Genomic DNA, 26,624 nt, shown 5'->3' with positions numbered 1-26,624 from the left:
AGGGGTTCGGCGCGTGGTGATCGGGGACGTCCGGCCGCGCGGCGAGAGCGGCAAGCAGGTGTTTCCATGCTTGCCCTTCGTGTGCTGCACGGACCGGTCGTCCGCGCGTTGTTGTTTACTTCGACAGCAGGGTGGAGAGCGGAACCTTCGATTGATAGAGGTTTTGCACTTCGCTCTGGCTCAGCGCGCGTGTCCACATCGAGACGTCGGAGAAGGCGATCGGCACGTAGTCGGCCGCGTTGATCGCATAGCCCTTGTTTTTCGCGAACAGGCCGGTGCCGTCCTCGCCCATGCCGAAGCCGATCTCGCTGGTGTTGCTGTTCACGCCGTTCAGACCGCTCAGCAAGCCGGCCGTGAACACCGCGGCCGGCACGGTGGTCGAGATCTTCGTGCAGTTCGTCGAGCTGACGGCCGGGTCGCAGAGATAGAGGATCTGGGCCGAACCCGCATCGCCGGCGTTGTCGAGTTCGTACTGGTTCAGGTTCATGACCATCGCGACATAGAGCCAGTTGCCGGCCGAGTACGAGGTGCCGGGCGAGGTCTTGGTATCCGACCGGTAGGTGGAGCTGTTTTGCGCACTCGACACGAAATCGAAGCCGCAGCCGAACGAACCGAGAAGAATGCCGGGTTCGGCGCCCGAGGTCGCATAGCCGTTCTTGTTGCCGAAGATCGGCACGCCGCCCGAATCGGGGCAGACCGGCGCCTTGTACCAGAAGCCGATCGTGAACGCGCCGCCGGTGGCCATGCTCGTCGGCGCATTGGTGAGCGCGGCGGACTGGATGGCCTGGTTCACCACGTCGAGCGAGGGACTGTTCGGCGCGAGCAGATAACCGTCGTAACTGGCGGCGTCGACATTGGCCGGCGTCACTTCCAGCGCATTGCCGCCGAACGGGTCGGGATAGGCGGTGCCGGCATTGTTCACGCCGTTGGCGATCAGGTCCGGCTTGAACGGCGCCAGCGTGCTGTTGTTGAAGTAGTCCGTTTCGGGCGTCGTGTTCAGATTCGTCGAGCCCATCGGATAGTACTCCTGCAGGCCCGTGGTCGAGACCGTCAGCGGTACGGGAACGACATACGAGATCGATGTCGTGAGGAGCGATGTCGGTGCGGTGGCGGCCACCACGGTGTAGTTAAGCTGATAGGCGCCCGTTGCGACCAGATACGATCCCAGACCGTGGTCCGTATACGTGGCCGTGCCTGCGGGCAGCGAGGCGATCTGCGTGCCGTTGCGGTAGATCGTGATGGCTTCGCCCGACGGCGCGATCCAATTGAGCGTCACGTTGACTGCCGACGTGTTGTTCGAATTGATCGTCGCGGTGAGGTCGGTGACGGGACTCGCGCCGAGCAGTTGCGCGCCATCGAGCAGATAGTTCGCGGCGCTCGGTGCGTGCCCGAGAAAGGACAGGATCGTGGGCGTGACATCGGCGATGCTCGCATACGAGTACAAGCCACTGAGCGTGGGCGGCACGGTGGCGCCGACACTGGCACCGGCTGCATTCGCGGGCTGGTTCATGCCGATGAACGCGGTCGATTCGGGTTCGAGCGGCAGACCGTCGTCGCTGCCGTTCGCGCTCAGGCCGTGCCCGGAAGTCACGATAACGAGCCATTGGCTACCGGCATTCTGCTGCGTGGCGGCCACCAGTTGACCGACGTTCGCATCGAGCGATTGCAGGGCGCTCAGATATTGCGTGGAATTCGGCCCGTAGTTTTCCGAAGCGTCTTCTGCGTCGTGATATTGCGCGACGACGGTTGCATAGCTCGCGTTGCCGATCAGCGCCAGCGCGCCGTCCGTCACGCAATGCGCGACGGATGAGTTTTGCGAGCAGTCCGTCAAGGTATCGAGATTGCCGTCGCTGTGGATCGGCGAGAGCATTTGAGCCAGTCCGCTCGATGCCACGGCTGCGCCGTTCAGGCCGTTGCCGTTGGCCTTGATCGTGTCGAAGATCGTGCTGCCGGCAATCAGCGAATTCGGCGCATCGCTATAGACCTGATGCTTTTCGGCCCAGTTGCCGGTGAGCAGCGTGGCCCATGACGGCGTATCCAGATTCGGCGTCTGGTTGTTGGTGGCGGCCATGCCGCCGCTATAGGCCAGTCCGATATTGAGTTTCGACAGATTGGGCAGCGTGCCGTTGGCGATCCCGGCTTGCACCGCGTTATACGTCGCGCCATCGAGGCCGATCACGAGGACACGGTTGGCCTGGGTCGACGCGCTGGGAGTGGAAGCGGTTGCGCTTTGTCCATTGCCGGGCGTCGTGCTGTTCGACGCGCTTGGCGTGTTGTTGTTGCCCGATCCGCTGCAGGCGGCAAGCACGCTTGCGAGCACGAATGCGCAAACTGTGGCGCCGGTTCGCATGAGGTGTCGTTGCTTCCGGAGAGGGTGGTCGATTCTCATGCTTGTGCCTGTTGGGGTCGTTAAGGAGCGCAAGCATACGAATCGCGATTGACGCGAATGTGACGGTGTAGACGAGATATTTGACGGGATATTTCGTAGATTGTGTTGAGCGTTTGATTCGCTCCGCGATACGCGCGATACAGGCTTATGTCGGTATTCCTGATGTTTACGCTTTCCGCTATGCCGTTGTTTCACCAGTGGTTTTCTGAATGGGCGAAGCGGCTTCGGATCGCAAGTCCGACTATCTGACAAAGAGACAAAAAACAGGCTCCTGTTTATCTGGTTTCCTAATCAATTTACTGCGTTGCAAGTTTTGCTCGAGATTGAGCGGGGAAGATATGGGGTGCTGATGGAGAAGTTCTTCGACGGCCTTTTCTTGCCGCAACCCGCTTGCGCCAGGGGGCGCAAGATGAGATGCGTTGAAGAGGCCATCTTCTGATGGCGTGACGATATACGAACCACGGGGGATGGTCGTGTATCGTCAGAAATGCGGGCGTTGCTGGACCGTGGTCAGTTTGGGGGATTTCGATGAGCCGGGAGCAGCGCGCCGGCTCACCGGAAACGAATCACTTCAACGATTCGTTATCCTGAGACGTCGAGAGCATCCGCTCCACGTATCGCGCAATTATGTTGAGTCTGGCTGTAAACGTTTGTCCCATATAGGCAAGGTCAGGCGAAGCCGTGCGTATACCGTCAGAAATACCGTCGTCTGGCGGTATCTGTAGCGAGACGATGGTGGACGCTGGCTGGCCGGGGCTCTCCTTCTTGTTTGCGATCGGCAGGGAGTTCGCTGGCTTGCAGATTTATACCATTTATGGTATATTTTCGCCATGAAAACCTCGGAAAAACCACTTGTCTGGATCGGCAGCAGCAAAAAGGATCTTGTCGCGCTGCCCGTCGATGTGCGGAAGTTTTTCGGCCATGCCCTCGATTTCGCGCAGCGCGGTGATCAACATGGTGCGACTAAGGTATTGAAGGGTTTTGGCGGCGCAGGTGTTCTCGAGGTCGTCGAGGATGACGCCGGCGGTACGTACCGTGCTGTCTATACCGTGAAATTTGAGGAGGCCGTGTTCGTCCTTCACTGCTTCCAGAAGAAAAGCAAGAGTGGAATTGCCACTCCGAAGGAGGATATGGAGATCATTCGCGCAAGGCTAAAGGTTGCCGAGGCGATAGCAAAGGAGCTACGAGATGAAAAATCGGGTCATTGACGGTATCGAGGTTGAGGCCAGTTCTGGCAATGTCTTTGCCGACCTGGACCTGGCCGACGCAGAAAAACTCAAGATCAAATCTGGTCTGGTGATCGAGATCACCAGGGCCGTACGTACGCTTGGTTTAACGCAGGAAGAGGCCGCGCGCAGGATGGGTATTGCCCAACCGAAGGTGTCGGCCATGCTGCGCGGGAATTTTGCCAACCTGTCTGAACGCAAGTTGATGGATTGTCTGAACCGGCTTGGCTATGACATCGAGATCAAGGTGAGACCTGCTGCTGAGTCCATCGGCCATTTGATGTTGGCGATATCGTAATCCGGGTCGCGAAGGATGACCGGCGATCTGGGAGCGAAGGCGAGCAATCATGAAGCCATCTGAATTTCATATTGGCCAGGAGTTCATCTGCGGCGCATTCTGGTGGCGCTGCACGGATGTGGGCACCCGCACGGTCACCGCCATTCGACTCGTCGAAGACGATCCTCGTTGGTATGCCGGTCCTCCGTATATGGTCGAAGAAGTAGTGCTCGATGAGGCGGAACTGGAAGGCGCGCATTTGACCGAAAATGCACACATCCTTGCCGCGCTCGATGAGCACCAATCATCAGGCCATCCGGGTTTCCCGCACGAGGTGGTGTGCCGGATGATGGACAAAAAACTGGATAGGGAGCGCTACCCGAGAAGACGTCTGCTACAGTTCGACCGAGTGCGCGCGGACGGCGAGATCCTGCACCCGTACGCTGGACGCAAGGAAGGCAGTACGTGGATCATCCGGCTTTATCTGCCGTTCACGAAGGAGTGGGTAGAAATAGACGAAGGCGAATTTTTCGCACTTCCGTTGTCTACGCGTGACGCGGTCCGAAAGCGTGCGGACTCACTGGGTTGAGGGAGGGGGCGCTGTGAAATTTTGATCTTTTCTGCTTGATCTCACCGAAAATTCGGTTTTTTGGCGCGCCTGACCAAAGTTAAATGGCTGTTGAGGGTGTGATTTGGCCCTGATAAAATGACGATACGGCTGAAAAACCGCTCATATACCGGTTTTCGGCTCGCCGCTCGCGCCGCAGCGCATGCCTGAGCGAATCCGCAGGAAATTTGCCGGATTCTCGCCTCACTCTTCTCCCTCTGATCTGCCCGAAATGTCCGATGCCGCCAGGCAGGCGTTGCTGCGCGCTTCCTTTTTGCATTTTCAGGAGCCTGATCCATGCCTGTCCTTCCAACCGGAGTCGAGAGCACGCCGACGACCTTCACGCCCGCGTTTCCATTCGTGGCGCAGACCAACGATTTCGATGACGTTTTCGCGTGCGCCGCGATGCTCTCGGGCAAGAAGATCGAAGAGGTGAGGGATATTGCTATCGCGAAGACGAGGCATCCAGCGCGCGGACCGTACTACCTCGATGAGACGCTGATCGCTGCGCTTCTCGCCCAGCTTGGATTTGTGGCGACGGTCTACAAGGAGGTCGCCCGCGTGGCGGACATCCCCGATGTTGCCTTTCTGATGGTCGATTACCACGAGTCGATGGATGTAGGCAGACACATCCTCTTTCACAGGGCGAAGGCGTCTCACGCCTCGGGCACGACCATCGAGTACGCCCTGGACCCCGCGCCGTGGCAAAAACCGGCTGACCGTGTCCGCACCAACTTCAAGGGTATCGGCGGCACATGGTTTATCGGAATTCACGCGATGAACACCAGGGGAGGAAGCGGCAAGTAACCGTCGGCCGCTATTGGCCGTCTTCGGCGACGAGCGCCGCCATCGGCACGTTGAGTGCCCTGGCAATCCGCTCGATATTGCAGATGGAGATATTGCGCTCGCCGCGCTCGACCGAGCTAACGTAATTCGGGTGAAGGTCGGCGGCCTCGGCGACCTTTTCTTGGGTCAGCTCTTTCGCCTTGCGGATGCGGCGCATGTTGGCCGCGAACAGGCGCTGGGCACCACACTTTTGCGTTGGGTTGGACATGCCGCAAGTGTTCCGGCACCGCTCAGCCAAAACCACACACTTTGAGTTTGATTTCGGGGTAAAGTACGCCTCGACCAAACCTATAGTGTTAATCAGGCCGTGAAAATATCGACGGTCAAACGGGGGAGCGTCGATCGCTCACAAGAACATGCATGCCAATATTTCAGCAACGGGACTTCGGGTTATCGCATCGGCTATCGCAGTTACCACGCTTTTGGGGGGCTGTAGCGGCGAGGACCATTTGAAGCCCGATCTGGCGGACGTCAAGACCGCGTTGCAGGAGCGGTACGGGGAGTGTCCGCTCTGGACGCTCAGTAGTGTCCGGCGCATCGACGGAGCGCCGAATGCGGACGGCTATGAGGTTTCGTATTCGTTTGTCCTGACCTTGAAAGACCTCGCCGTACTGACCGGACATGGCGCGAACGTGAGCCAGACGGATGCACAGCACGTCGCAGCGGTGACGTTAGGCGATACCAGCGACCCCTGTTTTTACGGTGCATTTCCCCTTGCCGTAGCGATTAGCCAGGAGCAGGCGCCTTTACCACGCAGTTATCAGGGTACTGGCGACCGGGTTTTCGTCCAGAGCGAGCAGGGGTGGCATCTGAACACGGCGCCGCCCAACCCACGGGACCGGTCGATCTACGACCAGTTCGCTCCGATAGACGACACGACGGCTACTGCATTGGAGGCGAGTTCAGCTGACGCTGACGCGGGCCCGCCGGCCGGGAACGGGGAGGCAGGCCGTACGCAAAGCATCTTCCACCGCCTCAACCTGTTCGTCCTGTCGCTGTTCCGGGGCGGCGGTTCGCATTCGGATGACGTCGCCAATGTTCAGGCTTCGGCGACCGCTGTTGCCCCAGCGTCGGCAACGAGCGATCCTGCCCCGATAGCCAGCCCGGTCGAAAATGCGGCCAGCGTCGCGGCTGCTGACGCGGCCAGTGCCGCGAGCGTGACAGCGGTCGCAGCGTCGGCGTCGGTCGTATCGCAGCCAGTATCACCGGAGGCAGCGTCAAGTGTCCCCGTGACCGGTGCGAGTGAGGCATCACCGAAGCAGGCCGATGCCGGCAGCGATCAGGCCGCCAAGCTGCAACTGCTGCTGCGCAAGGCGCAGGACCAGTACCGCCACGCGCAGTACGGCGATGCCGTCGCGACTGCCGAAGCCGTTCTGCTGCTCGATCCCGCCAGCACGCGGGCTCAACAGCTTCGGGCGACTGCACGACGCGCTGGGCAGGAGGCAGCGGCCAAAGCGTCGCCGCCTCCAGCAACCGCGCCAGTGCAGACGCCGACATTGGCGACAACGCTCGCACCGCGGCCGGAGAACCGGACGCTGGTGCTGGCGGACCTCGAAGGTGACTGGTACGGCACCTATGAATGTGGTCCCTACGGTGGCTCGGGCTCGGTGCCCGACCCGGATGCCTGGTCCCGTCGCGTCAGACTGACCATCCGCAACGGACAGGCGCGGCTCGTTCGCCAGTCGCACGGCGAACATCCCTATCGCGAGGTTCTCGCGGGTACGGTTGCAGCCGATCTGACGCTACAGCTGAGCGGCATCGGGCAGTATGCCGACGCCCAGCACGCGTGGGCCACTGTCTTTACCGGGCGGTTTGCCGGTACGACGGAGCAGCCAGCGTTTCAGGCCGATGGTGTGTTGACGAACTGGCACGGCGAGAAGACTCGCGCCTGTCGCCTTGCGCTCGGTCGCTAATCTGCACACGCCTATCTGACCTACGCGCTGCCATCCGGTGGCGTGTCGCGATCCATCAGGAGATCACCTTCATGGCATTTTGCGAGCAATGCGGGACGCAGCTGGGCGCAAGCGCCGCTTTCTGTAGCGGTTGCGGCAAGCAGGTCGCGGTTCCCCCTTCGACACTGCCCATTACACCCACGAACCCGCCGGGAAAATCGGAGTCTGCCGCACCGGAGCCGGCCGTCGACAATCTGGCTGGCCTATCGGACAAGTGGCTGCAACGCTTTGACGCCATCGAGAAGGCGGGCGGCGAGCGCGCCCGCTGGTGGCGCTGGCCGGAGGCGAAGCAGCTCACCGGCAAGGAGAAATGGCTCATTACCTCGAACCTGTGGGCGTTCGTGTTCGGGCCGTTCTACTACCTGTACCTCGGCATGTGGCGCAAGGCCATCACGCTATCGCTCCTCGCGCTGGTAATCGACGTCATCTTGGGCATGGCCGGCGACTCGCTGAATGTGCCCGTCGACAACTTTCTGTGGATCGTGTCGGCCGTGATGTTCAAGCAATGCGCGAACGTCGATTACTACCGCAGGCGAGTGCTCGGGCGAAAGGAGTGGTGGTGAGGTGACGGCGGGCGCGGCCGGTCATGGTCGCGCCCCCAAATAGCTTCTTCGAGGGGCTGGTACCTTAATTTTGGATCTGAAAAAATGAAGAAAAACATATTTCATGCGTCGGCCTTGGGATTGGCGATGTCCGTGATCGTGGGCTCAGCCTCGGCGGCCGGCTTCTCCCCTTTGGGCTTGGAAGCAATCAAGGATTCCGCCAATCTCGTGGTGTCGCATTTTCTGGCGCAACCGGATCCGGAAAAGGGTCTCGCCGAGGCAAACACGACGGTTGCCGCCTGCTACGGGAATTTTCTGCCCGATGCTCCGAGCAGGTATCACCAGTCATTCATGAACGCTGGTCTGAAGTGCATGGCCGCCGACATGTCGGACTGGACGCTTCATGAATGGGTGCGGGCAAGAGTGAAGACTGTCGGGGCGGATAACATGTATGGCATAACCACCAATGAGGCAATCACGTTGATATCCCATCGGATGGCAGATGCGAATGAAAAATACGGCACCATACCGGCAGATATCCCGTTCCGGAACTTCGTGAGCGATCTGATGGGCGACGCCAGAACCGCGACGTTTGAGGCGCTTCAAAGGCAAGTAGGAGGCAAATGAGCTGGAATCGACAAGCCGTGATCGAATCGCTTCCCAGGTTGATCGGCGCTGCAGTGCTTCTGGCTGCGAGTGCCTGCACGGCTCCGTCGGATGTGTCCCGACAGCAGACTACGATTCCTGCGCCGCTTTCCATTGCTCAGGAGGGGCCATGCTGCGGTCCGATCACGCCGAGGGCGCAGCAGATTCTCGACGTGCTCGATGCCTCGAACGTGGAGCGCCTGTGGCAGAAAAGCACGCATGTCGCGTGGGATTCCGGCGAGCCCGACCTGTCGCCGAACGACGAGGCTGTCTTCGTGAGAATCGACCACAAAGACACGCATTGCTCGGCGTTTGCGGCGGCAATGGGAAAGCGTCTCGGCATATACATGCTGCGCCCGCCGTACCACAGCACGAAGCTACTGGCGACGGCACAGACCGAGTGGTTCGCCAGCGGTACGGCTCGGGATGTCGGCTGGTGGCAGGTCGATAGCCCCGAACAGGCTCAGGCGCTTGCCAACTCTGGCAGGCTCGTAGTGGTTGCTTATCCGTCGCCCGATCCGCACCGCCCCGGGCATATTGCGATCGTTCGCCCTGAAGCCCGTGTCACGCTGGAGCGAATTCGGGAAAGCGGGCCGGAAATCACTCAGGCCGGTGGCCACAACTATCTGCACTCGACAGTGAGGCGCGGATTCAGCTCACATCCTGGCGCGTGGCCCAACGGCGTCAAGTATTTCGCTCATGACCTGCCCGATCAACTGCCGGCACAATCATCCGATTGAGCCGCTGTAATCAGGCGGGTAGTTATCAGTTTGCTGTCGCAGTAGTCGGCGCGTAACGGCGCCATCTTTTCCCGCTGCCGATCACGCTCGTATCGAGGCCGAAGTGCAAACGCACTTCGGCCTCGTGTCGTTTACGGCGTAGGTGTTTTCCGGCGGCGAGTGCATTTCTTTTCACCAATGGAGCATTTCATGTCTGGCAACTGCTCATCCTCACGTACTCCTAGCCAATTGGGGAGCTTGTGCTCGCTTCAGCCGGCTCGGCCGCTTTTCCGGCTCGGGCAGATCGTCGCGACGCGTGGCGTACTGACCCATCTCGAACACCACGGTATCGCCGCCGATCCTTATCTCAAGCGCCATGCGTGCGGTGACTGGGGCATGGTGCCAGCCGAGGACGCGCGAGCGAACTGCCTCGCAGTCCAGCACGGCGCGCGTATCCTGTCGAGTTACGACATTGCTGGGAAGCGCGTATGGGTGATTACCGAAGCAGACCGTAGCGTGACGACGATGTTGTTCCCGGAGGAGTACTGAATGGCACCGTTCCCGGTATCGCCTGCTGCGGCCTCCATGAACCTGATCCGGCGACCACTACGCGACCTGCTATGTCAACTGCCGTCCTTGCCCGTTACGGCATCCGGTGAGCCCGATTACGCCGAAGCCGATCCTGATCTGCTGGTGGGTTTTGCGGAATCCGCCGAGCTCGCGTTGCAGATCGTGCATGGCGGGTTTTCGGCAATCGGACTGCTCCAGGCCAGTACGGTGCGGCAGATCGAAGGCGGCGAAGTCAGCGCTACGCACGCGGCGGCGCTAGGCCGGCTGCTTGTCGAACTCGGCGAAATGCTGTTGCACGTCCACGTCCTATCGGTCGAATGCCGGCGCTACACGGCGGATTATGTGCCTGACTGTTCAGGCCGCACCGATCAATCGCTGCCCGGAGCACATGAGACATGAGGCCCGTGACGCAATCCCTGAAGGCTCGGCTTCTTGAGCGGCTGATGATGCGTCGATACCGGGCAAAGCGAGCCTGCCACACGAAGTCATCGACGCGCTGCCTGCGAAAGCACGTCAAGCATTCCCGTTTCGAGGGCAAGGTTTCCGAGGCTCGCCGAGAGCAGGTGCTGTACGTTGAGTGTCGCCGGACTTTCTTCGCGTGGGCGAATCGGCACGCCGGAATGCTCGGCGCGATCACGGTAGTCAGGCGCACCCGTACCAGCATGGAAGTGCGCTTTGGCAACCTGAACTCAGTACTGTCGTTCTTTGTTTCGGTCGCGAGCATCGGCGTTTCTGTGTCGGTCGATCAGTATCGGGACTGGCTTGTCGAATTCGACTCGGCCCCGCGTTGGCTGTCAGGCGGATATGTCTGCGATCTGGTTATGCCGGAGTATGTGGTCGTCTATCCCAACCGGTTTGCACTATGGCGGGCAGAGGTTTTCGACTACTTCCAGCGATGGTTCGCAAGGGACCTCCGGAAGGCGACCGGGCTGATCGCAGATTGCAGCGGGCGTACTGGATTCATGGCAACCGCACTGTATCCCGGAAAGCACGTCCTAAGCCGAGACCAGTGCATCTGTTTCTCTATTTTCGTGAGCGCTTCGGAAACTACCTCACGGGAAGGCAGCGTATGAACGTCATCGTATATTTGAGGGTATCCACTGCCGCGCAGACGGTTGAAAACCAGCGGCAGGCTATCGCCGCGGCCGGTTACAGGGTTGAAAAAGAGTTCGCCGACGCGGCGACGAGCGGCTTGTGATCCTTCAGCAGCAGTTCAATACCGGCACGCTGGCGGGCAAGCTGGCGCTGACGATGTTTGCGGCGTTCGCCGAGTTCGAAAATGGTACCCGTCAGGCACGGCAACGGGAGGGGATCGCCCGAGCGCGCCTTGAAGGCGGTAAGTATCAGGGACGCAAACCCAATCACGGCTGAACAGCAGGCCGAGTTAAGGCAACGTTTCGACGCTGGTGAGAACCGGAGTCAGCTCGTCCGTAACTTCGGGATTGATCGCACGACGGTTCGTAGATATTGCTCGGCAATGGACAACTAACGACCCACAAAGGGGGTGACCGCGTAAAGCCGATGCAGGGGCATGCAATTGGCACTCGCCATTATTTTTTGTCACAATCGGCGTAGCGAAAAGCCGATCTGGCGGCCTTCTCGTGCGCTACAGACGGCAAAGGCGATTCCATACCTCAACCTGCCTTACCGCGCAGTCATGAATTGAACGGCTGTGTTTGTCCATGATCATCACGGAATGACAGTTTCGTATGCTGACAATCGATTCCAACTGCGACACGGTTGCATCCCATAGACGCTCCGCCTGCAACATGCCGCCGCTGATGGCAAGCCCGGCATGTGACGTACTTGCTCGCCTCGCGCGGGCACACTTTCGCGTTGCTACCGTGCTGATCACATTGTCCGATTCTCAGGGGCAGTGTCTATTGGCAGCCGACGGTACGTTGCCCGATGCGCTTCCGCCCGACCTGTTCGCTTCGAGCCTTCAAATGGGAACCGGGCTTGACACTATCGTCGTCCTGGACACACTTACCGACCAGAGGTTTTGCATCGACTGGCAGGGCGTCCCGGTGAGATTGCCACGCTTTCTCGCCGCCTGCGCGCTCGGCGACGCCAGTGGAAACTATCTGGGCGCTCTGTACCTGCTCGATGACGTATTTCTGACTCTCGACGAACTCGGACGCGCCTTTTTACGCGACCTGGCGGTGCTGGCTGCGCAGGCGCTTGTCCGAGCCCAGGAGGAGACCGCGTTGTGCAATCGCATAGCCGAACTGGAGGCGGCTCAGGAACTGGCTACGCTAGCGATGACAGGAAGTGGAACTGGTATCTGGGACCGCAATGTCGTCACTGGCGAGATTCATTATTCATCCGCATGGAAGGCGATACTTGGCTACGAGCCGCACGAGCTTAGCAACCAGGTTGAGGATGCGTATCTGCGTCTGCATCCCGATGATCTCGAGCATGTGAAAGCGACGATGCAGGCGCACTTTGAAAGCAGGACAGATAGCTATTCAGTCGAGCACCGCATTCGATGCAAGGACGGTACCTACAAGTGGATCTGTAGCCGCGGCAAGGTAGTCAGCCGTGATCTCGATGGGCGGGCTCGACGCATGGTCGGTACGACCACAGACATTACCGCTGCACGCGAAATAGCCACACAATTGCAGAAGAGTGTTGGCCTGATCACGAATCTGACCGATCAGGTTCCGGGTCTTGTTTTTCAATATGAGGAATCGCTCGACGGGCGCGGTTTCTTTTCATATGCAAGCGATGGTATTCGAGATATTTATGAGCTGATGCCGGAACAGGTCGCGCACAGTTCTCACCCAGTTGAAGCGCGGATCGACCCGCGCGATCTCGCCATGTATCGGCAATCGTTGCTCGAGTCGGCCACAAAATTGACGCCATGGCACCTGGAATATCGTGTAAGACTGCCTCGGCAAGGCCTGCAATGGCGGCAGGGCGATGCTCGGCCGCGTCGGCTGCCTGACGGCAGCACGCTGTGGCATGGATTTATTATGGATTTGACCGAACGCAAACGCATTGAGGCGGAGCTACACGAACTGGCAACGATCGATCATCTGACACAACTCCCTAACCGCCGCCACTTCATGAATCAAAGCGAAGCGGAGCTTGTCCGGGTCCAGCGTAGGGAAAGCCAGGATGCAGCAGTCCTGATGTTCGACCTCGATCATTTCAAGGCGATCAACGATCGTTGGGGACACGCGCTTGGCGACCTCGCGCTCATTCACTTTGCTAAACTGCTATGTCTGGAGGTGCGGCCGGCCGACATTGTAGGGCGGCTCGGCGGCGAAGAGTTCGCGGTTGTACTGCCCAGCACGGATATTGAGGCAGCGGTTGCGTTCGGGCAGCGTGTACAAAGGCGCGCCACGGAGACCCCACTGATTGACGGCGACAATCGCGTCGCTATCGCCGTCAGCATCGGCATCGACAATATGCGAGTGACGGATGTGGGTGCTTACCAGGCTCTTGCGCGTGCAGACAAGGCGCTTTATCTCGCGAAAGAATGGGGGCGTAACCGGATCGAGATCTATCACGAATAATATGACTCGACTCAGAACCCCGCTTCGCCTGCCTCCGACAGCGTGTCGCTCATTCTGCGCAGGCTGCGCTGCAGCGTCCTCGGATGGATGTTGAAACGCTCGGCGACGTGTGCGGTCGGATTCGAGCACAGCAGTTCCAGCGCCTCGACACATTGTTCCTCGGTCAATGTACGCTTGCGCCCGACATGCTTGCCGCGTGCCCGTGCCGCATGCATGCCGGCACGCGTGCGCTCGCCGATCAGCGTGCGCTCGAACTGCGCCAATGCGGCCATGATGTGAAACAGCAGCGTCCCCCCCGACGATGACGTGTCGATGGATTCGGTCAACGATGCGAATTGCACACCTTGCCTGCCGAGTTCGTCGACGAGCTCGACGAGCTTCGACAGCGAACGCCCGAGGCGGTCCAGCCGCCATACCACGAGCGTGTCGCCTTTCTTCAAGGTTTTCAGTGCGCTATCCAGCCCGGGTCTGGAAAAGCGGGTGCCTGAAATGCCCTCGTCCTTGAAGATGCAGTCACAGCGGACCGCTTCCAGTGCGGCAATCTGCAAATCCACGCATTGCTCATCCGTTGATACCCTCGCATACCCGATTTTCATGATCTCTACTGGCCCGTGGTCCATGTGCGCGACGGCATGAACGGCCATCGGCGCACAAGTACTTTTTTCGTATTTGCTTGACACCTGGGTTTGCCGGCCAGCAGCCGACGCCCGTGACTACAGTCGTACACGAAAGATCGTTCAGGACGGCGCTCGCCTTTGCCGATGCTGCATACGACACACATCGGATTTCAGACATATGACGAGAAGCACTCAATGCACGTAGTGCAATACAAAGGGACGTCACTCCGCATGTGCCACACGTATTGCAGCGCCGCCCAAACAACCAAACCGGCACAACAGCAGATTCAATGAAACGTTCGTACAGCAGACACCGCGCATGCCCCGGCGGCGACTTCATCGCCAAAGGGCAAGCTGAATGCCCTCCCAAGGACGCCTCTATCCCGGCACGATGAAAAAACTCCCTCTGACCAGCCTGTCGTCGCTGAAGCGACTTTTTTAGCTACACCGATCAAGTCCCTCTGATACCCGGAAAACCCCTGTCGCGACGAGGTCGTTGTCGAAAAACGGAACTCGCTCAGCTTTGCTTTGACGGACTTCTACTTTAGTTCAGCCATATTCTCAGACATTTACATGCCTCTTGTTCGACACTCAGCCGACGTTGCTGAGCGATGAACAATCATCATGGAATTTGGATTGCTAATGGAACATAACATCAGCCGGATGATGCGCCGATAATTTACATTGACGACAGTCGTTGCGCAACAGAATCGTCGAGAGAATTCGTCGTTGAAGCATGCCTATTTGATAGGTAATCGTTTTCTTTATCACGACAGGATTTCGTTTGCATTCCATATGAAAAAGATACTTCATAAAACATCTTGCATACAAACTCACACCGATCCTGATCGACGATTACATGCTCATTCAACACTATTACAGCTTCATTCTTCTCGTGGATTTCTCTGATGACGAGATGCGCCTGCGATGCCCTGTTTTACGATCGTTCATGGCTTTTTGGGTGCATCGTGCGCGCCTTGGCTATTTTTTATTGCACTTAAGCCTTCCTTAGGGAAAATATGGCATGCTATGATCATCTCAGGTTCTTAGGCGCAAAGTAGGCCCTCGGATTGCCTGGAATCTTTCGGGCCGGCAGCCATCTGCTGGCCCTCTTTTCTTGTGCGCCCTGCCGGGCGCACTCATCTGAAGGTAAAAGTCCTTTATATCCCTCCTTACGTTCAGAACCCTGAGTCCGGAGGTCGGCGCATCCGCCTGAGACCTGGGGTCAGGCTGCTGTGGCGTCGTAGCGTTCCGATAGCGCCTCGTACAGCGGCGGTGCAAAAAGTCTGGACACCTGGCTCGCGATCAGCGCTGTCGCCATCAGCGAAAGGACCAGTTCGTGTCCGTTGATCATCTCGATCACGATAACGAATGCAGTAATCGGACTTTGCGTAACAGCGGCAAGGTAACCCACCATGCCGAGCGCGATCAGCATCGGCAGCTCCATCTGACCTAACGCGAGATGCAGCGTATTGCCAATGCCAGCGCCGATCGCAAGTGACGGTGCGAACAGGCCACCCGGCGCACCGGGCAGGTATGACCCAACCATCGACGCCATTTTCAGCAGCGGATATATCGCACTGACCTCTCCGTGCGCTTCCAGCATTGCGCGCGCTTCCGCGTAACCACTGCCGAACGTGTGGCCGTGCGACGCGACACCGATGACTGCGATGATCAGTCCGCAAAGCGCGCCGAACACAACGGGTTGGCGACCTCGCCACGTGCTCAGCGCGGACGGCATCCACCGGCGCGTGTTGAGCAGCAGCCAGCAGAAGATTCCGCCTGCAACACCAGAGATCACGCCGATCATCAGTACGGCCACGGCCAGCAGGTCTGGAAGGTGGCTACCGATATCGATCGCGCCAAAATAGGTGTAGTTGCCCTGCAGTCCAAGCGACACGACCCCGGCAAAAATGATCGCCGTGATGGTCACGCCACTAGTTCGGGCCTCAAAGCTGCGGGTCAGTTCCTCGATGGCGAACACGACCCCGGCAAGCGGAGCGTTGAACGCGGCAGACAAGCCCGCGGCCGCGCCAGCGAGCGCCAGCTTCCGTTCGAGCTCAATGCCCCGGATCGCCCGAAAGCGCGCGGGATAGAAGTGCCGCAGATTGAACATCAGCCCTGCGCCGACGTGAATCGTCGGTCCCTCGCGGCCGATCGTGAATCCGCCAAGAATGGAAAGGAACGATACGGCGATCTTGCCGACCAGAATCCTGATGCTCAGAAGTTTCGGCGCAAGGCCGCCGCCGCGATCGCGCAGGGTGGCCATCACCTGTGGAATGCCACTGCCTTCGGAGCCCGGGAAAAATCGCCTCGTGATCCACGCACCGGCGGCACCAATCAACGGTGTCGCCAGCAAAGGCAGCCACCAGTGGGCCGCGGTGACGCGCCGGAATATGTCATAACCTGCATCGATGAGCTGCGCGTAAAGCACCGCAACGAGACCGGTGACGATCGCACCAAGCCAGAAAACGCCGTAGTGAAGCCACAGGCGCCGTGCGCGCTGCACCGTTCTCTTGTCGAGGAAGCGAATGAAAATGGCAGACAGGTTCGACATCGGATGCGGTCTGTTGAGAAGAAAAAAGCCCAGACGTCATGCTGGGCAAAGGGGTGCACCTTCTGCTGCTCAATGAAGGCGACCGGACGTTTCTGGAGAGCAGGCGACACCACGACGTAACATCGCTTCATTGCCGCCGGGCAGCAAATGCATATAGGCACATTGTGACATATAATTGGGCTCAGTTGCTCCACCATGGAACGCCACTTCGGGCGCAAGGTACAAATCCTTTCAGAGTGCCTTCGTGTGCCGAGGAGGACGAGTGTGCGTTGCACAGCGCGGGAAAATACGGAGGCGCAACGTGCGAACGCTTTATAGACTGTGAGCGTCCAGTATCGGACAGAAGGCGTTGCTACCAGCGTCCCTCTCTCTCGGGAAGCGAAAATGAGAAAATGCATGTCGGCCCTGGTGTTGGTGACGCTGGGATTGCTCGCAGGTTGTCATTCGGGCACAAAGACACCGATGACCACATCCTCGACTAGCCAGACTGCGAACGCGCAGGCACTCAATACCGGTCCATCCACTGTGGACGAACTGAACAATCCCAATAGTCCGCTTGCGAAACGCAGCATCTATTTCGATTTCGACAGCTACACAGTAAAGGACAACTACCAGTCGCTCCTTCAGGCACATGCGGACTATCTGCGCCACCACCCGTCGCAGCACGTGCTGATACAGGGCAACACCGATGAGCGCGGTACCGACGAATACAATCTCGCGCTGGGCGAGCGCCGCTCGCAGGCCGTCATGCGCGAACTGGAAACGCTCGGGGTGCCCGAGTCGCAACTCGAGGCCGTCAGCCTCGGAAAGGAAAAGCCGCTGGCCTTAGGACATGACGAGGCGTCGTGGGCACAGAACCGCTGGGCTGACCTGGTGTACCGATGATCCACGCATGCGGACAGGCTCACAGGCCGATGAACCATGTTCGCACATCTTCCTCTTCCGACCAGATCTGCACATCCAGCATCTCGTCGAATTCAACTGGCTTACTGCGGTACATGCAACAGAAACCCTGCGCCGTGCGGTAGACGATTACCCACTGGCGCGCATCCACGCCTTCGCCTCCGGCAGCGGCGTTCCGGACCTCTTCGAGTTCGAGAAGATGCGCAACTGCCTTGATCCGCTCGCGCAGCACATGCCATTCAGTTTTCAGCCTCACTGTCGGTCTCCTCAATCGCACGGCTACACGCAGTATACGAACCGCCACGGCTGCGGATCGATGGCGCCATCGTGAATGCCTTCCTGCGAGAGTGGATCTGGAAAATGTCGATGCTGCCGGCAACGGCGTCTGCGATATGTTCCTTCGCAATGACGCCAGTCACGTCGAGCAATCCGGCGTCGCCTGAATCGGCAACGACTACCGCCATCAGGGCGCGACGCTGCCGCAGCAGGCCGATCACGTCAAAAGCCGCGTCCGACTGGTCTACAACGATGAAGTTGCGATGCGCGAGCTGACCAATCGTGACCTCCGGGTTGTCATGGCTGACCGCACGGCGCAGACCAGTATTGATGCGTAGCACGCCGAATAACCTGCCCTCCCTTGTCACGACGACGTGCCGGAACGCCGCGTTGCCCATCCGGTCGAGCAGGTCGCGAAACGGCGTGTCCGCATCCAGCATCAGCACGTCTGTTTCCATGATCTTTGCCGCACTCTGCACGAGGAACATGTTGGCATGCAGCGCATAGGGAATAGCATGACCACGACGCACGAGCTTCAATGTGTAGATCGTCTCGCGCGAAAGCAGACGCCGGGTGCCGATGCTGAATGCGACCGCGAGGATCATCGGTAACACGATGTCGTAGTCTCGCGTCATTTCAAAGATCATCGCGACCGCAGTCATCGCCGCGCCCGTGCCTCCGGCCACGACGGCGCCCATGCCAACGATGGCAAATGCCGCTGCGCTCACGGACACATAGGGCACGAGCAGATGGAACGCCGAGGCGAGCGACGCTCCAAGCGTTGCACCGATGAACAGCGATGGTGAGAAGATACCGCCGGATGAACCGGAGCCGAGGCTGACCGAGGTGGCAAAGGTTTTGCACAATGCAAGCATCAGCAGGAACAGGCCGCCTTGCACCTGTCCATACAGCGTCGCCTGGATCGTCGCATAACCGACTCCTTCCACGTAGTAGTGACCGGCGTATCGCATCAGGACGTACATCATCACGCCGACGCCGAGCATTCCGAGCGCATGGCGCACAAAGCGGCCCGGAATGCGGTCAAAAGCGTCTTCCGCCCAGTGCAATCCGCGAATCAGCAGTGCAGCCGCCACTCCAGCCCCGATTCCCAGTACGGCATACAGCAGGAGCGTGAGTGCGCTGTCGGGATGGTTGTCGAGCGCACCAAGGCGCAGTGGAACCAGAAATGCGGGCGCTCCACCGAAGAACAGGCGACCCACAAAGGTGGCCGTGCCCGTCGACAGCGCGACCGGCAGGAACGTGCCCGCGCTGATCTCTGGCATCATCAGTTCGGTCGCGAACAGCACACCCCCGATCGGTGTATTGAACGTCGCTGCAATGCCAGCCCCGGCGCCTGCGGCCACGAGGATGATTCGCTGGCCGGCTGGCATCCGGATGACCTGCCCCAGCGTCGAGCCCATCGCCGAGCCGATCTGGATAATAGGACCTTCGCGTCCGACTGCAGCGCCCGTACCGATCGCTATCGCGGACGCAAGCGACTTCACTACCGCAACCACCGGGCGGATCACGCCTCGCCCGAAATAGATTGCGTCCATCACCTCAGGTACGCCATGTCCTTTTGCCTCGGGCGCGAAGCGGTTGACGAGCCACGTGACAACGAGACCGCCTGCGACGGGGACGAGGATCACCCAGATGCCCCAAGGTGCCGGCGGGGTGAACTGGCTGGCATCGTAAAGCGGTGAAAGGTGCCCGAGGAATGCCGCGTTGTGGATTACGCCGATCAACGCGCGGAAGACGACCGCGCCAAGCCCGGTGATGATCCCGAGCATCAATGCGAGTGCGCTCAGCCGGTACAGGTCGAGCGGCCTGACCTCGTCGGTTACGATAGCCGGCGATGCCCGCGTTCTTTCATCACTGTCAGACCTTGCTGGACTCATCCCGTACCGCTCCTCCCATTGCCGCAATTTCCGGTCGGCATCCAGTCATCAACTGGTGCCATTCATGCGCGTCATCATGTCAGTAGTCTGCGCGGTCGAGCGCACAGCGCATTACCAGCCACAGCACAACGAGGCTCCAGAGCGTCACGAGCAAAATGTCCCAGCCCGATCCGATCATGCTCGTGGTGCTGGCGAACAACAGTCCAACGATTCTGGTATCGCGCCAAAGCTTCCCTTCGAGGGTAAGGCCTGAGGAAGTGCTCATGCCGAACTCCTTGTGCGCTACCCCTGGAGTGTGAAATGTTCATGACTATTGTCCGGTTGCGGCGGACGGTGGAACCGGGGTCGGCAATCATGTCACTCTGTGCCATAAACTATAGTTCGATTGGCCTCACATGGCCAGCCTGCATATTCCCGTCAGGTCGTGGGCTCACCGAGACGGCTCTTTCGGGCGCCTCTGTCAACCGATTGGCTTTCAGGCACGTTGTGCTCTAATCAACGTCTGGTTCCATAGGCCATGGCTGAATGCTTCCTGGCATGACAGAGAACTTCTGAAACCCGGCTCCGTCATCAGATCGCGCATCGTTTTGTGATGCGCCGGGTTTTGTTATGTCCAGGTTTGTTAATGGCGGAGATCCCCTGAAAGCAGGCTTCAGCACTTCCAGTCAGGAGTGAGAACGTGAGCGCGATTGTCGGCGGTAGATGGTCTCGGCGATGGTTGATGTAACCACCCAGTGCGGTGAGAGCCAACAGAACGGTCAGCGCCGGAAAGAACGTCATCGTCCCGTGCCTTTTGTGATGTCGGTCATTGATTGCCGGGCCCGGGCGACGCGACTCTGAGCCGGATCGTGTCGCCGGGTTGCCAGCCGTCCGCCAGCCATCATCCGGGCATCCCGCCGTTATCCGTGCCGGCGGGGAAAAGCCGCGACGCATCGAGGCCGGCAGGCGTTCTACCGGTTGCCGAAGGCCCAGCCGAACGCTTCGATCTCAGGTTTATGCAATGCCGCCAGCTTGAGCATGCAGCGCTCTCCCCGGGCGGTGAGATGGACCTGGACTTGCCGACGGTCTTCCTTGCCGGGTCTGCGCAGCACAAGGCCCGCAGCTTCGCAGCGCGACACAAGCGCCGCCGTACCATTTGGTACGGCCTGCAGCCGCTCCGCCAGTTCGCCAACGGTCGCCCACGTACGTCCGGGAAAGCCATGCACGTGAAGCAACAACTGATACTGGAGCGGCGTGACGCCTTCCGCGTGAGTGATTTCCTCGGAATATCGAAGGAATCGACGCAACTGGTGGCGGAAATTCGACATCGCCTCCAGGTCCTCCTTGCGAGGGACACTGGTCGACCTGGCGGATTCGGGATTCTTTTTCATGCTCGGGTAGTGCTCAAGGCGATATACGCCGCTGCCGCACCGGGCTTCTCGACCAGAGCGCGCGGGCCAGCGAAGCATCGTACCAGACGCGTGAGAATGCATCCGATACCTGAACGTTATGCTTCTCACCCACACGTCCGGCCACCATCGCGGTGGTCGTGGCAGGCCTGTTCCTCGGCAATCGGGGAACAAAGGACAAGGCAGCGCACGATTCCTGGGAGTACGCAGGTATCTTCCGGGAGGTCGTCGACGAGATACTGAACAGCGTTCTCTTTCTGCTAATCGGACTTGAAGTGCTCACCATTCCGAAGGCCGGCACATATGTGCTGCCTGGACTGGCCGATATCCATTGGCCTGTGGTTCCGCCGGCTTATCTATGTCGTTGTGGTCTTTTCGGCGCTCGTGCACGGAACAACTTTCAGTTGGCTTCTGGAAAAGATCATGCCGGCCAGCGGAAGCGGGAACATACGCAAGACCTCCTTCTCGTAGAACCGACCGGGCGAAGCGCACAACGATCCGGATTCTTCCAGCAAGACGCAGTAATCTCTTCACGTTTCGCTCTTCGCCGGGTGACTTCGCCTAGAATGTCACGGTGTGCCATTTTTCACACTGGTGAGGACGCCATCGGCTGATCACTTCGCGTGTGAATTATCGACACGGGACGCAGCGTCTGTCCGTAAGCCTGGATGCACTATCCACTACGGCGCAGGCGCCTGCATTTCTTCACTCTCAGTCGGGCTGTCATTCCCCTGTCACGTGTCCAATCCGTCCGTTACCTCGTCGCGCATGAGTGCCCCCGAAATGCGTGCAACTGTGTCGCTCGCAGCGATATTCGCACTGCGCATGCTTGGCCTGTTCATGATCATGCCGGTGTTTTCCATCTACGCGAAGACCATCCCGGGCGGTAGCGACGTCCTGCTCGTTGGCATTGCGCTCGGTGTCTATGGCGTCACGCAGTCCCTGCTATACATTTTCTATGGCTGGATATCCGATCGGGTAGGCCGCAAGCCTGTGATCGCGACCGGGCTCGCCATTTTCGCGATCGGCAGCTTTGTGGCAGCATTCGCGCATGACATTTCGTGGATCATTGTCGGCCGCGTGATTCAGGGTATGGGGGCTGTGTCTTCGGCCGTGCTTGCGTTCCTTGCCGATCTCACCAGCGAGCGGCATCGCACCAAGGCGATGGCGATGGTCGGCGGCAGCATCGGTATATCGTTCGCCATCGCGATTATCGGCGCGCCCGTCGTGTTCCACTGGGTTGGCATGAGCGGTCTGTTCGCGCTCGTCGGCGTGCTTTCTGTGCTGGCGATTGGTGTCGTGCTCTGGATCGTGCCGGATGCGCCGAAGCCGGTGCACGTGCGCGCGCCCTTCGCGGAGGTTCTGCATAACACGGAACTGCTGCGGCTGAATTTTGGTGTGCTTGTGCTCCATGCTACCCAGACAGCTCTTTTTCTTGTCGTGCCGCGTATCCTGGAGGCGGACGGACTGCCGGTCGCGTCGCACTGGAAAATCTATCTACCAGTGATGGGTCTCGCTTTCATGTTGATGGTGCCCGCGATCATTGCCGCCGAGAAGCACGGCAGGATGAAGGCTGTGCTGCTTTCTGCGGTCGCGCTGGTTCTGGTCGCCCAACTGCTGCTCGGCGCCTTGCCGCATCCGGTCCCGGCCCTGGTCGCCATCCTGTTCGTGTACTTCCTGGGCTTTAACATCCTTGAGGCGTCGCAGCCGTCGCTTGTATCGAAGCTGGCGCCAGGTAGTCGCAAGGGGGCGGCGACCGGTGTCTACAACACGACCCAGTCAATCGGCCTCGCGCTTGGCGGCATCCTTGGTGGATGGCTACTCAGGTCGAGCGGTCAGAGCACGGTCTTTTTCGCGTGCTCAGGGCTTGTCTTCTGCTGGCTGGTGGTCTCGGCCAGTATGAAGGTACCTTCGCACAGGTGAGCGGCCATCACCGATGTGTGGGAACAGCGTTAAGGTTGCTGTCGGCCTTGCATGCCGCGGCAGGACGCGCAGTTGTCCCCGTTGGGTGCGTCTGTTGGCAAGGGGACGCCTTCATGTGGTCGTACAAATCACGCGTGTTGCTATGACACCGGGGCAATGCCTATTGCTTTGCAAGCCAGTCTGGCGCAACCATTCGAAATGGTGTGAGATGCAACAGGCGCAGTTGAATCACTCCTCTGCGCTGCAGGCTTGTCAGAGGCGATATGGAGAATGTGGTGCCGAAACGGTACCGGGCCACCGGCCTGCGGGATTCGTGCACAGGGCAATGCACGATGCAGGCCCCCTCAGTGATCGCATCGCGACAGCTTCGACAGCGAGAACGCCCAATGATCCCGGGGATGATCATGCCTAAAGTCCTTCTTGTCGGTTTGCTGATCGCGTGGAACTGCATACCGCGTGCAGCAATGGCGCTGGAGACTTATGTGTGCGGGTATGGGCCCATGAGCGCACGCTCTTTGTCACCGAGCGATATCACCATAACCGTCACCGGAACGACAGCGGTTGCGTCGACCTGTCATCATCCAGCTATGCGAGCGTTCGACATGAAGTTTCAGGTCATTGAAGACAAGCTCACGGACCTGATATTGGCTCGCGGAGTTGTGACCGCTGGAAACGTGAATGAGACATCGGTTTTGGGGTTGGATAAAAGGACGGGGAGGCTGTTCCATTGCCTGAACCTGCCACACTATTCAAGCGACCCCGTCTGGATTGGCAACTGTGTGCAACCGACAGTCGACCGGGGACTGCGGGAGCCTGCGGCCGTTTCCGGTGGCCGTCCCGGGCAGCCACACCTGTCGCAGAAGAAATCGCCCCTTTCCTGAGCAGCGATCGGATGAGCAAGCGCCTTCTAGCCAACTGTCCTGCCCTGCAAGTGAGTCAGGAGCATGCGCAGTGACCGTGGTTGATAATGCGAGTCGATTCCGCTTTACGAAGTGCGCGCGTGTTGCTGCGCCGAAACTGACGACGTTCCCGCTTGCAGGCTGTAGGAGTAACAATGCGATATTTCTCACAGAAATCTGATCGGCAACGACTTCCGGGCGCATTGAGTCGCCTTGCGCTGATCGTAGTCGCTATCCTCGGCGCCACGATCGGCGAACCAGGGATTGCTCTCAAGGACGATCTGGATCAGGGAAATTTGCCTGGGTCTGTGAGCGATGCACCAGCGAATTTTCACAACGCAGGCAATCTGCCCGAAAGGCGCTTCCGGAGGTCACGTCGCGCCAGTATCGACGAGCTGCAGGTGCAGCATTGCGAGCCGATACGCGAGCCGGATATAGCGAGCGTCGCCTATCCGTATTTACTTACTCCTTCGCATCGTACCTCGTATGGTGCGGGGAGCACAGGCGTCAGCGCGTTGGGCGATGTGGCCGCACAGCTTCGCGTCGATATTTAGCGTGACTGTGATCTGACTGATGTACCGGAGGACAATTCGTCTTCTGACGGGGCTTCGATCGCGTGAGGGTCATCGGGACGAACAGATCAAGCGCCACGTCATATACGGAAAGGCATGTGCTGTGCAGGGTCTGGGCGCGGGTCAGTCGGTGCGGAAGGTGTTCCAGGTGTCGATGCCGAGGCGTACCGAAGCGGCCATCTCAAACAGGTATGTTTCCAAATCGTTGTCGATCCAGACGAATGCGACCGACATTTTCCTTGGTGGCCTCGGGTGTTCAGGAAGACCTCGCGGAATTGGTCGCCCTTTATCGCCTGGTCAGCGATGAAGGACCTTTCTGCTCCTTGGCGAATCAGTACGATATACGAACCACAGAAAACGGCCGTATACCGTCAGAAATACCGTCACCAAATCGTAGTCTTCGCTGGTTTTGATGAGACGGTGATAGACGGTTTGCAAGTAAAAAGCCGAGTCATTTCAATGGTTTAGATGCGTCGTGAGACGCGCTGAGCATCCGCTCCACATACCGCGCAATCAGATCCACCTCCAGATTCACCCGCACCCCTTCACCCAGATGCTTGAGCGAAGTCACCTGCACGGTATGCGGAATCAGGTTGATCGAAAACTCGCAGCCCTCGTCGCGATCTTCAACCGAGTTGACGGTGAGGCTCACCCCATTGACTGTAATCGAGCCTTTATACGCGAGGTAACGTCCAATCTCGCGCGGCGCGAGAATGCGCAGTTCATGCGATTCGCCGACCGGCGCAAAACGCGTGACCGTGCCGAGCCCATCGACGTGGCCGGAAACGATATGCCCACCGAGCCGGTCGTGCGCGCGCAGCGCTTTCTCGAGATTGACCTCGCCGGTTGCGCCGAGCCCTACCGTGCGGTTCAGGCTTTCGCGCGATACGTCCACTTCGAACGAGTGGCCGGTCATCGCGACTACCGTCATGCAGGCGCCCTGAATCGTGATGCTGTCGCCGAGCTGCACGTCCGTGAGGTCGAGGCCGCCGGCTTCGACGTTCAGACGCACGCCCGCGTCACCGCCCGTGCCGAGCGGTTTGACTGATTCGATGCGGCCCACTGCCGCGACGATTCCTGTAAACATCGTGCTAGTCCTTGATCATTTCGAAACGGAAGGGGACGTGTGATCGGTCCCGGGTACGGTATGCGCCGCGAAGCGCGCGAGAATCCGCAGATCGTCGCCGATCCGCTCGATCGTGTGGAAGTTCAGCTTGACGCGCTTTTCGAGCAGGTCGGGCGCGGCGAGGTTGAACATGCTCATCGAGTCCACGCCGAGCAGGCTCGGCGCGAGATACACGAGCAGTTCGTCGACGCAGCCTTCGCGCAGCAGCGAGCCGTTCAGCTTGTAGCCCGCTTCGACATGCAGCTCGTTCACGCTGCGCTCGCCGAGCACGCTGAGCAGCCGAGGCAGATCGACCTTGCCGGCCTCGTTCGGCAGCGACACGATTTCGGCACCGCGATCGCGCAGCACGCTCGCGCGTTCGGCGAGGCGCTGATCGAGATGGCCGCAGAAGATCAGCGTCGGCGCGCCGGCGAGAATCTGCGCGTCGGGCGGCACATCGAGCTGGCTGTCGATCAGCACGCGGTGCGGCTGGCGCGGCGTATCGACCGCGCGCACCGTCATGCGCGGATTGTCCTCGCGCACGGTGCCGATGCCGGTCAGGATGGCCGAGGCGCGCGCGCGCCATGCATGGCCGTCGGCACGCGCGGCCGCGCTCGTGATCCACTGGCTCTCGCCCGACGGCAAGCCGGTGCGGCCATCGAGCGACGCCGCCACTTTCATGCGCACCCACGGACGGCCGCGCGTCATGCGCGACACGAAGCCGATGTTCAGCTCCTGCGCTTCGTTGGCGAGCAGTCCGCAGCGCACCTCGATGCCGGCGTCGCGCAGCATGGCGAGGCCGCGGCCGGAGACCTGCGGGTTCGGGTCTTCCATCGCCGCGATGACGCGGCCGATCTGCGCTTCGATCAGTGCGTTCGCGCACGGCGGCGTGCGGCCGAAGTGGCTGCACGGTTCGAGCGTCACGTAGGCGGTCGCGCCGCGCAGATCATGACCGCGCGAGCGTGCGTCCTTCAGCGCGCGCACCTCCGCATGATCCTGGCCGGCCGGCTGCGTGAAGCCTTCGCCGATCACCTCGCCATTCCTGACGAGCACGCAGCCGACGCGCGGGTTCGGGTCGGTCGTGTACATGCCGCGCTTCGCGAGTGCGAGCGCGCGTTCCATATGGACGAAATCGGTTTGCGAAAACATCGGTGTCCGTTGGCTACGGTGGCTGGGTGTTGCTGTTGTGGCG

Annotated in this window: 30 protein-coding genes; 19 read left to right on the top strand and 11 right to left on the bottom strand. The window is 59.7% G+C overall.

Annotated features, from left to right (window positions below; all coding sequences use genetic code 11):
- Positions 1–115 precede the first annotated feature (115 nt).
- Entirely contained in the window at positions 116–2,350 is a 2,235-nt protein-coding gene (locus GXB81_RS03810; RefSeq protein ID WP_205988422.1) for an alkaline phosphatase family protein, read from the bottom strand.
- Between the two features lie 869 nt (positions 2,351–3,219).
- Here GXB81_RS03810 and GXB81_RS03805 point away from each other — a divergent pair.
- The 4 genes from GXB81_RS03805 to GXB81_RS03790 all read left to right on the top strand — a co-directional run bounded on the left by GXB81_RS03805 (position 3,220) and on the right by GXB81_RS03790 (position 5,306).
- Entirely contained in the window at positions 3,220–3,597 is a 378-nt protein-coding gene (locus GXB81_RS03805) for a type II toxin-antitoxin system RelE/ParE family toxin (protein WP_205988421.1), read from the top strand.
- Complete coding sequence (locus tag GXB81_RS03800) at positions 3,578–3,913, top strand: helix-turn-helix transcriptional regulator (RefSeq protein ID WP_205988420.1); 336 nt, start codon at positions 3,578–3,580, stop codon at positions 3,911–3,913. Before GXB81_RS03805 ends, GXB81_RS03800 begins: the two co-directional genes overlap by 20 nt.
- A gap of 49 nt (positions 3,914–3,962) precedes the next feature.
- On the top strand, positions 3,963–4,481 hold the full coding sequence (locus GXB81_RS03795; RefSeq protein WP_205988419.1) for a hypothetical protein: 519 nt from the start codon (positions 3,963–3,965) through the stop codon (positions 4,479–4,481).
- 315 nt (positions 4,482–4,796) lie between these two features.
- The gene (locus GXB81_RS03790) at positions 4,797–5,306 is read left to right on the top strand and encodes a hypothetical protein (RefSeq protein ID WP_205988418.1); all 510 of its coding nucleotides are present in this window, start codon (positions 4,797–4,799) and stop codon (positions 5,304–5,306) included.
- Positions 5,307–5,316: 10 nt separating this feature from the next.
- On the opposite strand, the gene GXB81_RS03785 is transcribed toward GXB81_RS03790, so the two are convergent.
- Positions 5,317–5,553 (bottom strand): helix-turn-helix transcriptional regulator, encoded by a 237-nt coding sequence (locus tag GXB81_RS03785; protein ID WP_205988417.1) that lies wholly within the window; start codon positions 5,551–5,553, stop codon positions 5,317–5,319.
- 148 nt (positions 5,554–5,701) lie between these two features.
- Here GXB81_RS03785 and GXB81_RS03780 point away from each other — a divergent pair, with 148 nt between their 5' ends.
- From GXB81_RS03780 to GXB81_RS03735, 10 genes are all read left to right on the top strand, one after another.
- Entirely contained in the window at positions 5,702–7,258 is a 1,557-nt protein-coding gene (locus GXB81_RS03780; protein ID WP_205988416.1) for a hypothetical protein, read from the top strand.
- 71 nt (positions 7,259–7,329) lie between these two features.
- A complete protein-coding gene (locus GXB81_RS03775; protein ID WP_205988415.1) occupies positions 7,330–7,860 on the top strand; it encodes a DUF2628 domain-containing protein in 531 nt (176 codons plus the stop codon).
- A gap of 84 nt (positions 7,861–7,944) precedes the next feature.
- Positions 7,945–8,466: a hypothetical protein gene (locus GXB81_RS03770; protein ID WP_205988414.1), complete on the top strand. Its 522-nt coding sequence runs from the start codon at positions 7,945–7,947 to the stop codon at positions 8,464–8,466.
- The gene (locus GXB81_RS31315) at positions 8,463–9,224 is read left to right on the top strand and encodes a hypothetical protein (protein ID WP_241016226.1); all 762 of its coding nucleotides are present in this window, start codon (positions 8,463–8,465) and stop codon (positions 9,222–9,224) included. The genes GXB81_RS03770 and GXB81_RS31315 overlap by 4 nt, the downstream gene beginning before the upstream one ends.
- 189 nt (positions 9,225–9,413) lie before the next feature.
- Positions 9,414–9,752: a hypothetical protein gene (locus GXB81_RS03760; RefSeq protein WP_241016225.1), complete on the top strand. Its 339-nt coding sequence runs from the start codon at positions 9,414–9,416 to the stop codon at positions 9,750–9,752.
- Positions 9,753–10,172 carry a hypothetical protein gene (locus tag GXB81_RS03755; RefSeq protein WP_205988413.1) on the top strand — a complete coding sequence of 140 codons (420 nt, stop codon included), beginning with the start codon at positions 9,753–9,755 and terminating at the stop codon, positions 10,170–10,172.
- A 5-nt stretch (positions 10,173–10,177) separates the two neighbouring features.
- A complete protein-coding gene (locus GXB81_RS03750; protein ID WP_205988412.1) occupies positions 10,178–10,846 on the top strand; it encodes a hypothetical protein in 669 nt (222 codons plus the stop codon).
- Positions 10,843–10,971, top strand: a complete 129-nt coding sequence (locus GXB81_RS03745) for a recombinase family protein (RefSeq protein WP_205988411.1) — start codon at positions 10,843–10,845, stop codon at positions 10,969–10,971. Before GXB81_RS03750 ends, GXB81_RS03745 begins: the two co-directional genes overlap by 4 nt.
- On the top strand, positions 10,968–11,144 hold the full coding sequence (locus GXB81_RS03740; RefSeq protein WP_205988410.1) for a recombinase family protein: 177 nt from the start codon (positions 10,968–10,970) through the stop codon (positions 11,142–11,144). Before GXB81_RS03745 ends, GXB81_RS03740 begins: the two co-directional genes overlap by 4 nt.
- A 338-nt stretch (positions 11,145–11,482) precedes the next feature.
- Positions 11,483–13,294, top strand: coding sequence for a sensor domain-containing diguanylate cyclase (locus GXB81_RS03735; protein ID WP_205988409.1), 1,812 nt, complete (start codon positions 11,483–11,485; stop codon positions 13,292–13,294).
- 11 nt (positions 13,295–13,305) lie between these two features.
- On the opposite strand, the gene GXB81_RS03730 is transcribed toward GXB81_RS03735, so the two are convergent.
- Together GXB81_RS03730 and GXB81_RS03725 are read right to left on the bottom strand one after the other, a co-directional pair.
- A complete protein-coding gene (locus GXB81_RS03730) occupies positions 13,306–13,890 on the bottom strand; it encodes a recombinase family protein (protein WP_205988408.1) in 585 nt (194 codons plus the stop codon).
- Between the two features lie 1,246 nt (positions 13,891–15,136).
- Entirely contained in the window at positions 15,137–16,468 is a 1,332-nt protein-coding gene (locus GXB81_RS03725) for a chloride channel protein (protein WP_205988407.1), read from the bottom strand.
- Positions 16,469–16,864: 396 nt separating this feature from the next.
- Between GXB81_RS03725 and pal the strand changes: the two genes are divergently transcribed.
- The gene (gene pal, locus GXB81_RS03720; protein WP_205988406.1) at positions 16,865–17,353 is read left to right on the top strand and encodes a peptidoglycan-associated lipoprotein Pal; all 489 of its coding nucleotides are present in this window, start codon (positions 16,865–16,867) and stop codon (positions 17,351–17,353) included.
- Positions 17,354–17,372: 19 nt separating this feature from the next.
- On the opposite strand, the gene GXB81_RS03715 is transcribed toward pal, so the two are convergent.
- From GXB81_RS03715 to GXB81_RS03695, 5 genes are all read right to left on the bottom strand, one after another.
- Positions 17,373–17,627 (bottom strand): hypothetical protein, encoded by a 255-nt coding sequence (locus GXB81_RS03715; RefSeq protein WP_205988405.1) that lies wholly within the window; start codon positions 17,625–17,627, stop codon positions 17,373–17,375.
- Positions 17,611–19,545 (bottom strand): chloride channel protein, encoded by a 1,935-nt coding sequence (locus GXB81_RS03710; RefSeq protein WP_205988404.1) that lies wholly within the window; start codon positions 19,543–19,545, stop codon positions 17,611–17,613. The genes GXB81_RS03715 and GXB81_RS03710 overlap by 17 nt, the downstream gene beginning before the upstream one ends.
- Before the next feature lie 79 nt (positions 19,546–19,624).
- Entirely contained in the window at positions 19,625–19,810 is a 186-nt protein-coding gene (locus GXB81_RS03705) for a hypothetical protein (RefSeq protein WP_205988461.1), read from the bottom strand.
- A 305-nt stretch (positions 19,811–20,115) separates the two neighbouring features.
- The gene (locus tag GXB81_RS03700) at positions 20,116–20,325 is read right to left on the bottom strand and encodes a hypothetical protein (RefSeq protein WP_205988403.1); all 210 of its coding nucleotides are present in this window, start codon (positions 20,323–20,325) and stop codon (positions 20,116–20,118) included.
- A gap of 170 nt (positions 20,326–20,495) precedes the next feature.
- Positions 20,496–20,915, bottom strand: coding sequence for a MarR family winged helix-turn-helix transcriptional regulator (locus GXB81_RS03695; RefSeq protein WP_205988402.1), 420 nt, complete (start codon positions 20,913–20,915; stop codon positions 20,496–20,498).
- A gap of 158 nt (positions 20,916–21,073) precedes the next feature.
- Here GXB81_RS03695 and GXB81_RS03690 point away from each other — a divergent pair, with 158 nt between their 5' ends.
- The 4 genes from GXB81_RS03690 (at position 21,074) to GXB81_RS03675 (ending at position 24,309) form a co-directional block, all read left to right on the top strand.
- Positions 21,074–21,547, top strand: coding sequence for a hypothetical protein (locus GXB81_RS03690; protein ID WP_205988401.1), 474 nt, complete (start codon positions 21,074–21,076; stop codon positions 21,545–21,547).
- Positions 21,548–21,671: 124 nt separating this feature from the next.
- Entirely contained in the window at positions 21,672–22,856 is a 1,185-nt protein-coding gene (locus GXB81_RS03685; protein ID WP_346777774.1) for an MFS transporter, read from the top strand.
- A gap of 398 nt (positions 22,857–23,254) precedes the next feature.
- Positions 23,255–23,737: a hypothetical protein gene (locus GXB81_RS03680; RefSeq protein WP_205988399.1), complete on the top strand. Its 483-nt coding sequence runs from the start codon at positions 23,255–23,257 to the stop codon at positions 23,735–23,737.
- A gap of 173 nt (positions 23,738–23,910) precedes the next feature.
- Positions 23,911–24,309: a hypothetical protein gene (locus GXB81_RS03675; protein ID WP_205988398.1), complete on the top strand. Its 399-nt coding sequence runs from the start codon at positions 23,911–23,913 to the stop codon at positions 24,307–24,309.
- Between the two features lie 469 nt (positions 24,310–24,778).
- Here the strand turns inward: GXB81_RS03675 and GXB81_RS03670 are convergent, their stop codons facing one another.
- A complete protein-coding gene (locus GXB81_RS03670) occupies positions 24,779–25,414 on the bottom strand; it encodes a riboflavin synthase (RefSeq protein ID WP_205988397.1) in 636 nt (211 codons plus the stop codon).
- A 15-nt stretch (positions 25,415–25,429) separates the two neighbouring features.
- Positions 25,430–26,581 carry a bifunctional diaminohydroxyphosphoribosylaminopyrimidine deaminase/5-amino-6-(5-phosphoribosylamino)uracil reductase RibD gene (gene ribD / locus GXB81_RS03665; RefSeq protein WP_167046495.1) on the bottom strand — a complete coding sequence of 384 codons (1,152 nt, stop codon included), beginning with the start codon at positions 26,579–26,581 and terminating at the stop codon, positions 25,430–25,432.
- Between the last annotated feature and the right edge of the window lie 43 nt (positions 26,582–26,624).

Origin of the sequence: Paraburkholderia sp. Ac-20336 (genome assembly GCF_017105025.1) — a bacterium.
In the GTDB taxonomy this organism is placed as follows: domain Bacteria; phylum Pseudomonadota; class Gammaproteobacteria; order Burkholderiales; family Burkholderiaceae; genus Paraburkholderia.
The sequence above is the reverse complement of the archived record's forward strand: the minus strand, read 5'-3'. Positions and strand labels throughout refer to the sequence as shown.

Coding starts and splice junctions, on each gene's coding strand:
- GXB81_RS03795 (WP_205988419.1), top strand. CDS start 3,963: ATGAAGCCATCTGAATTTCATATTGGCCAGGAGTTCATCTGCGGCGCA.
- GXB81_RS03755 (WP_205988413.1), top strand. CDS start 9,753: ATGGCACCGTTCCCGGTATCGCCTGCTGCGGCCTCCATGAACCTGATC.
- GXB81_RS03725 (WP_205988407.1), bottom strand. CDS start 16,468: ATGTCGAACCTGTCTGCCATTTTCATTCGCTTCCTCGACAAGAGAACG.
- GXB81_RS03775 (WP_205988415.1), top strand. CDS start 7,330: ATGGCATTTTGCGAGCAATGCGGGACGCAGCTGGGCGCAAGCGCCGCT.
- GXB81_RS31315 (WP_241016226.1), top strand. CDS start 8,463: ATGAGCTGGAATCGACAAGCCGTGATCGAATCGCTTCCCAGGTTGATC.
- ribD (WP_167046495.1), bottom strand. CDS start 26,581: ATGTTTTCGCAAACCGATTTCGTCCATATGGAACGCGCGCTCGCACTC.
- GXB81_RS03670 (WP_205988397.1), bottom strand. CDS start 25,414: ATGTTTACAGGAATCGTCGCGGCAGTGGGCCGCATCGAATCAGTCAAA.
- GXB81_RS03800 (WP_205988420.1), top strand. CDS start 3,578: ATGAAAAATCGGGTCATTGACGGTATCGAGGTTGAGGCCAGTTCTGGC.
- GXB81_RS03780 (WP_205988416.1), top strand. CDS start 5,702: ATGCATGCCAATATTTCAGCAACGGGACTTCGGGTTATCGCATCGGCT.
- GXB81_RS03810 (WP_205988422.1), bottom strand. CDS start 2,350: ATGCGAACCGGCGCCACAGTTTGCGCATTCGTGCTCGCAAGCGTGCTT.
- GXB81_RS03790 (WP_205988418.1), top strand. CDS start 4,797: ATGCCTGTCCTTCCAACCGGAGTCGAGAGCACGCCGACGACCTTCACG.
- pal (WP_205988406.1), top strand. CDS start 16,865: ATGTCGGCCCTGGTGTTGGTGACGCTGGGATTGCTCGCAGGTTGTCAT.
- GXB81_RS03785 (WP_205988417.1), bottom strand. CDS start 5,553: ATGTCCAACCCAACGCAAAAGTGTGGTGCCCAGCGCCTGTTCGCGGCC.
- GXB81_RS03735 (WP_205988409.1), top strand. CDS start 11,483: ATGCTGACAATCGATTCCAACTGCGACACGGTTGCATCCCATAGACGC.
- GXB81_RS03745 (WP_205988411.1), top strand. CDS start 10,843: ATGAACGTCATCGTATATTTGAGGGTATCCACTGCCGCGCAGACGGTT.
- GXB81_RS03770 (WP_205988414.1), top strand. CDS start 7,945: ATGAAGAAAAACATATTTCATGCGTCGGCCTTGGGATTGGCGATGTCC.
- GXB81_RS03805 (WP_205988421.1), top strand. CDS start 3,220: ATGAAAACCTCGGAAAAACCACTTGTCTGGATCGGCAGCAGCAAAAAG.
- GXB81_RS03700 (WP_205988403.1), bottom strand. CDS start 20,325: ATGACGTTCTTTCCGGCGCTGACCGTTCTGTTGGCTCTCACCGCACTG.
- GXB81_RS03760 (WP_241016225.1), top strand. CDS start 9,414: ATGTCTGGCAACTGCTCATCCTCACGTACTCCTAGCCAATTGGGGAGC.
- GXB81_RS03730 (WP_205988408.1), bottom strand. CDS start 13,890: ATGAAAATCGGGTATGCGAGGGTATCAACGGATGAGCAATGCGTGGAT.
- GXB81_RS03680 (WP_205988399.1), top strand. CDS start 23,255: ATGATCATGCCTAAAGTCCTTCTTGTCGGTTTGCTGATCGCGTGGAAC.
- GXB81_RS03675 (WP_205988398.1), top strand. CDS start 23,911: ATGCGATATTTCTCACAGAAATCTGATCGGCAACGACTTCCGGGCGCA.
- GXB81_RS03695 (WP_205988402.1), bottom strand. CDS start 20,915: ATGAAAAAGAATCCCGAATCCGCCAGGTCGACCAGTGTCCCTCGCAAG.
- GXB81_RS03710 (WP_205988404.1), bottom strand. CDS start 19,545: ATGAGTCCAGCAAGGTCTGACAGTGATGAAAGAACGCGGGCATCGCCG.
- GXB81_RS03705 (WP_205988461.1), bottom strand. CDS start 19,810: ATGAGCACTTCCTCAGGCCTTACCCTCGAAGGGAAGCTTTGGCGCGAT.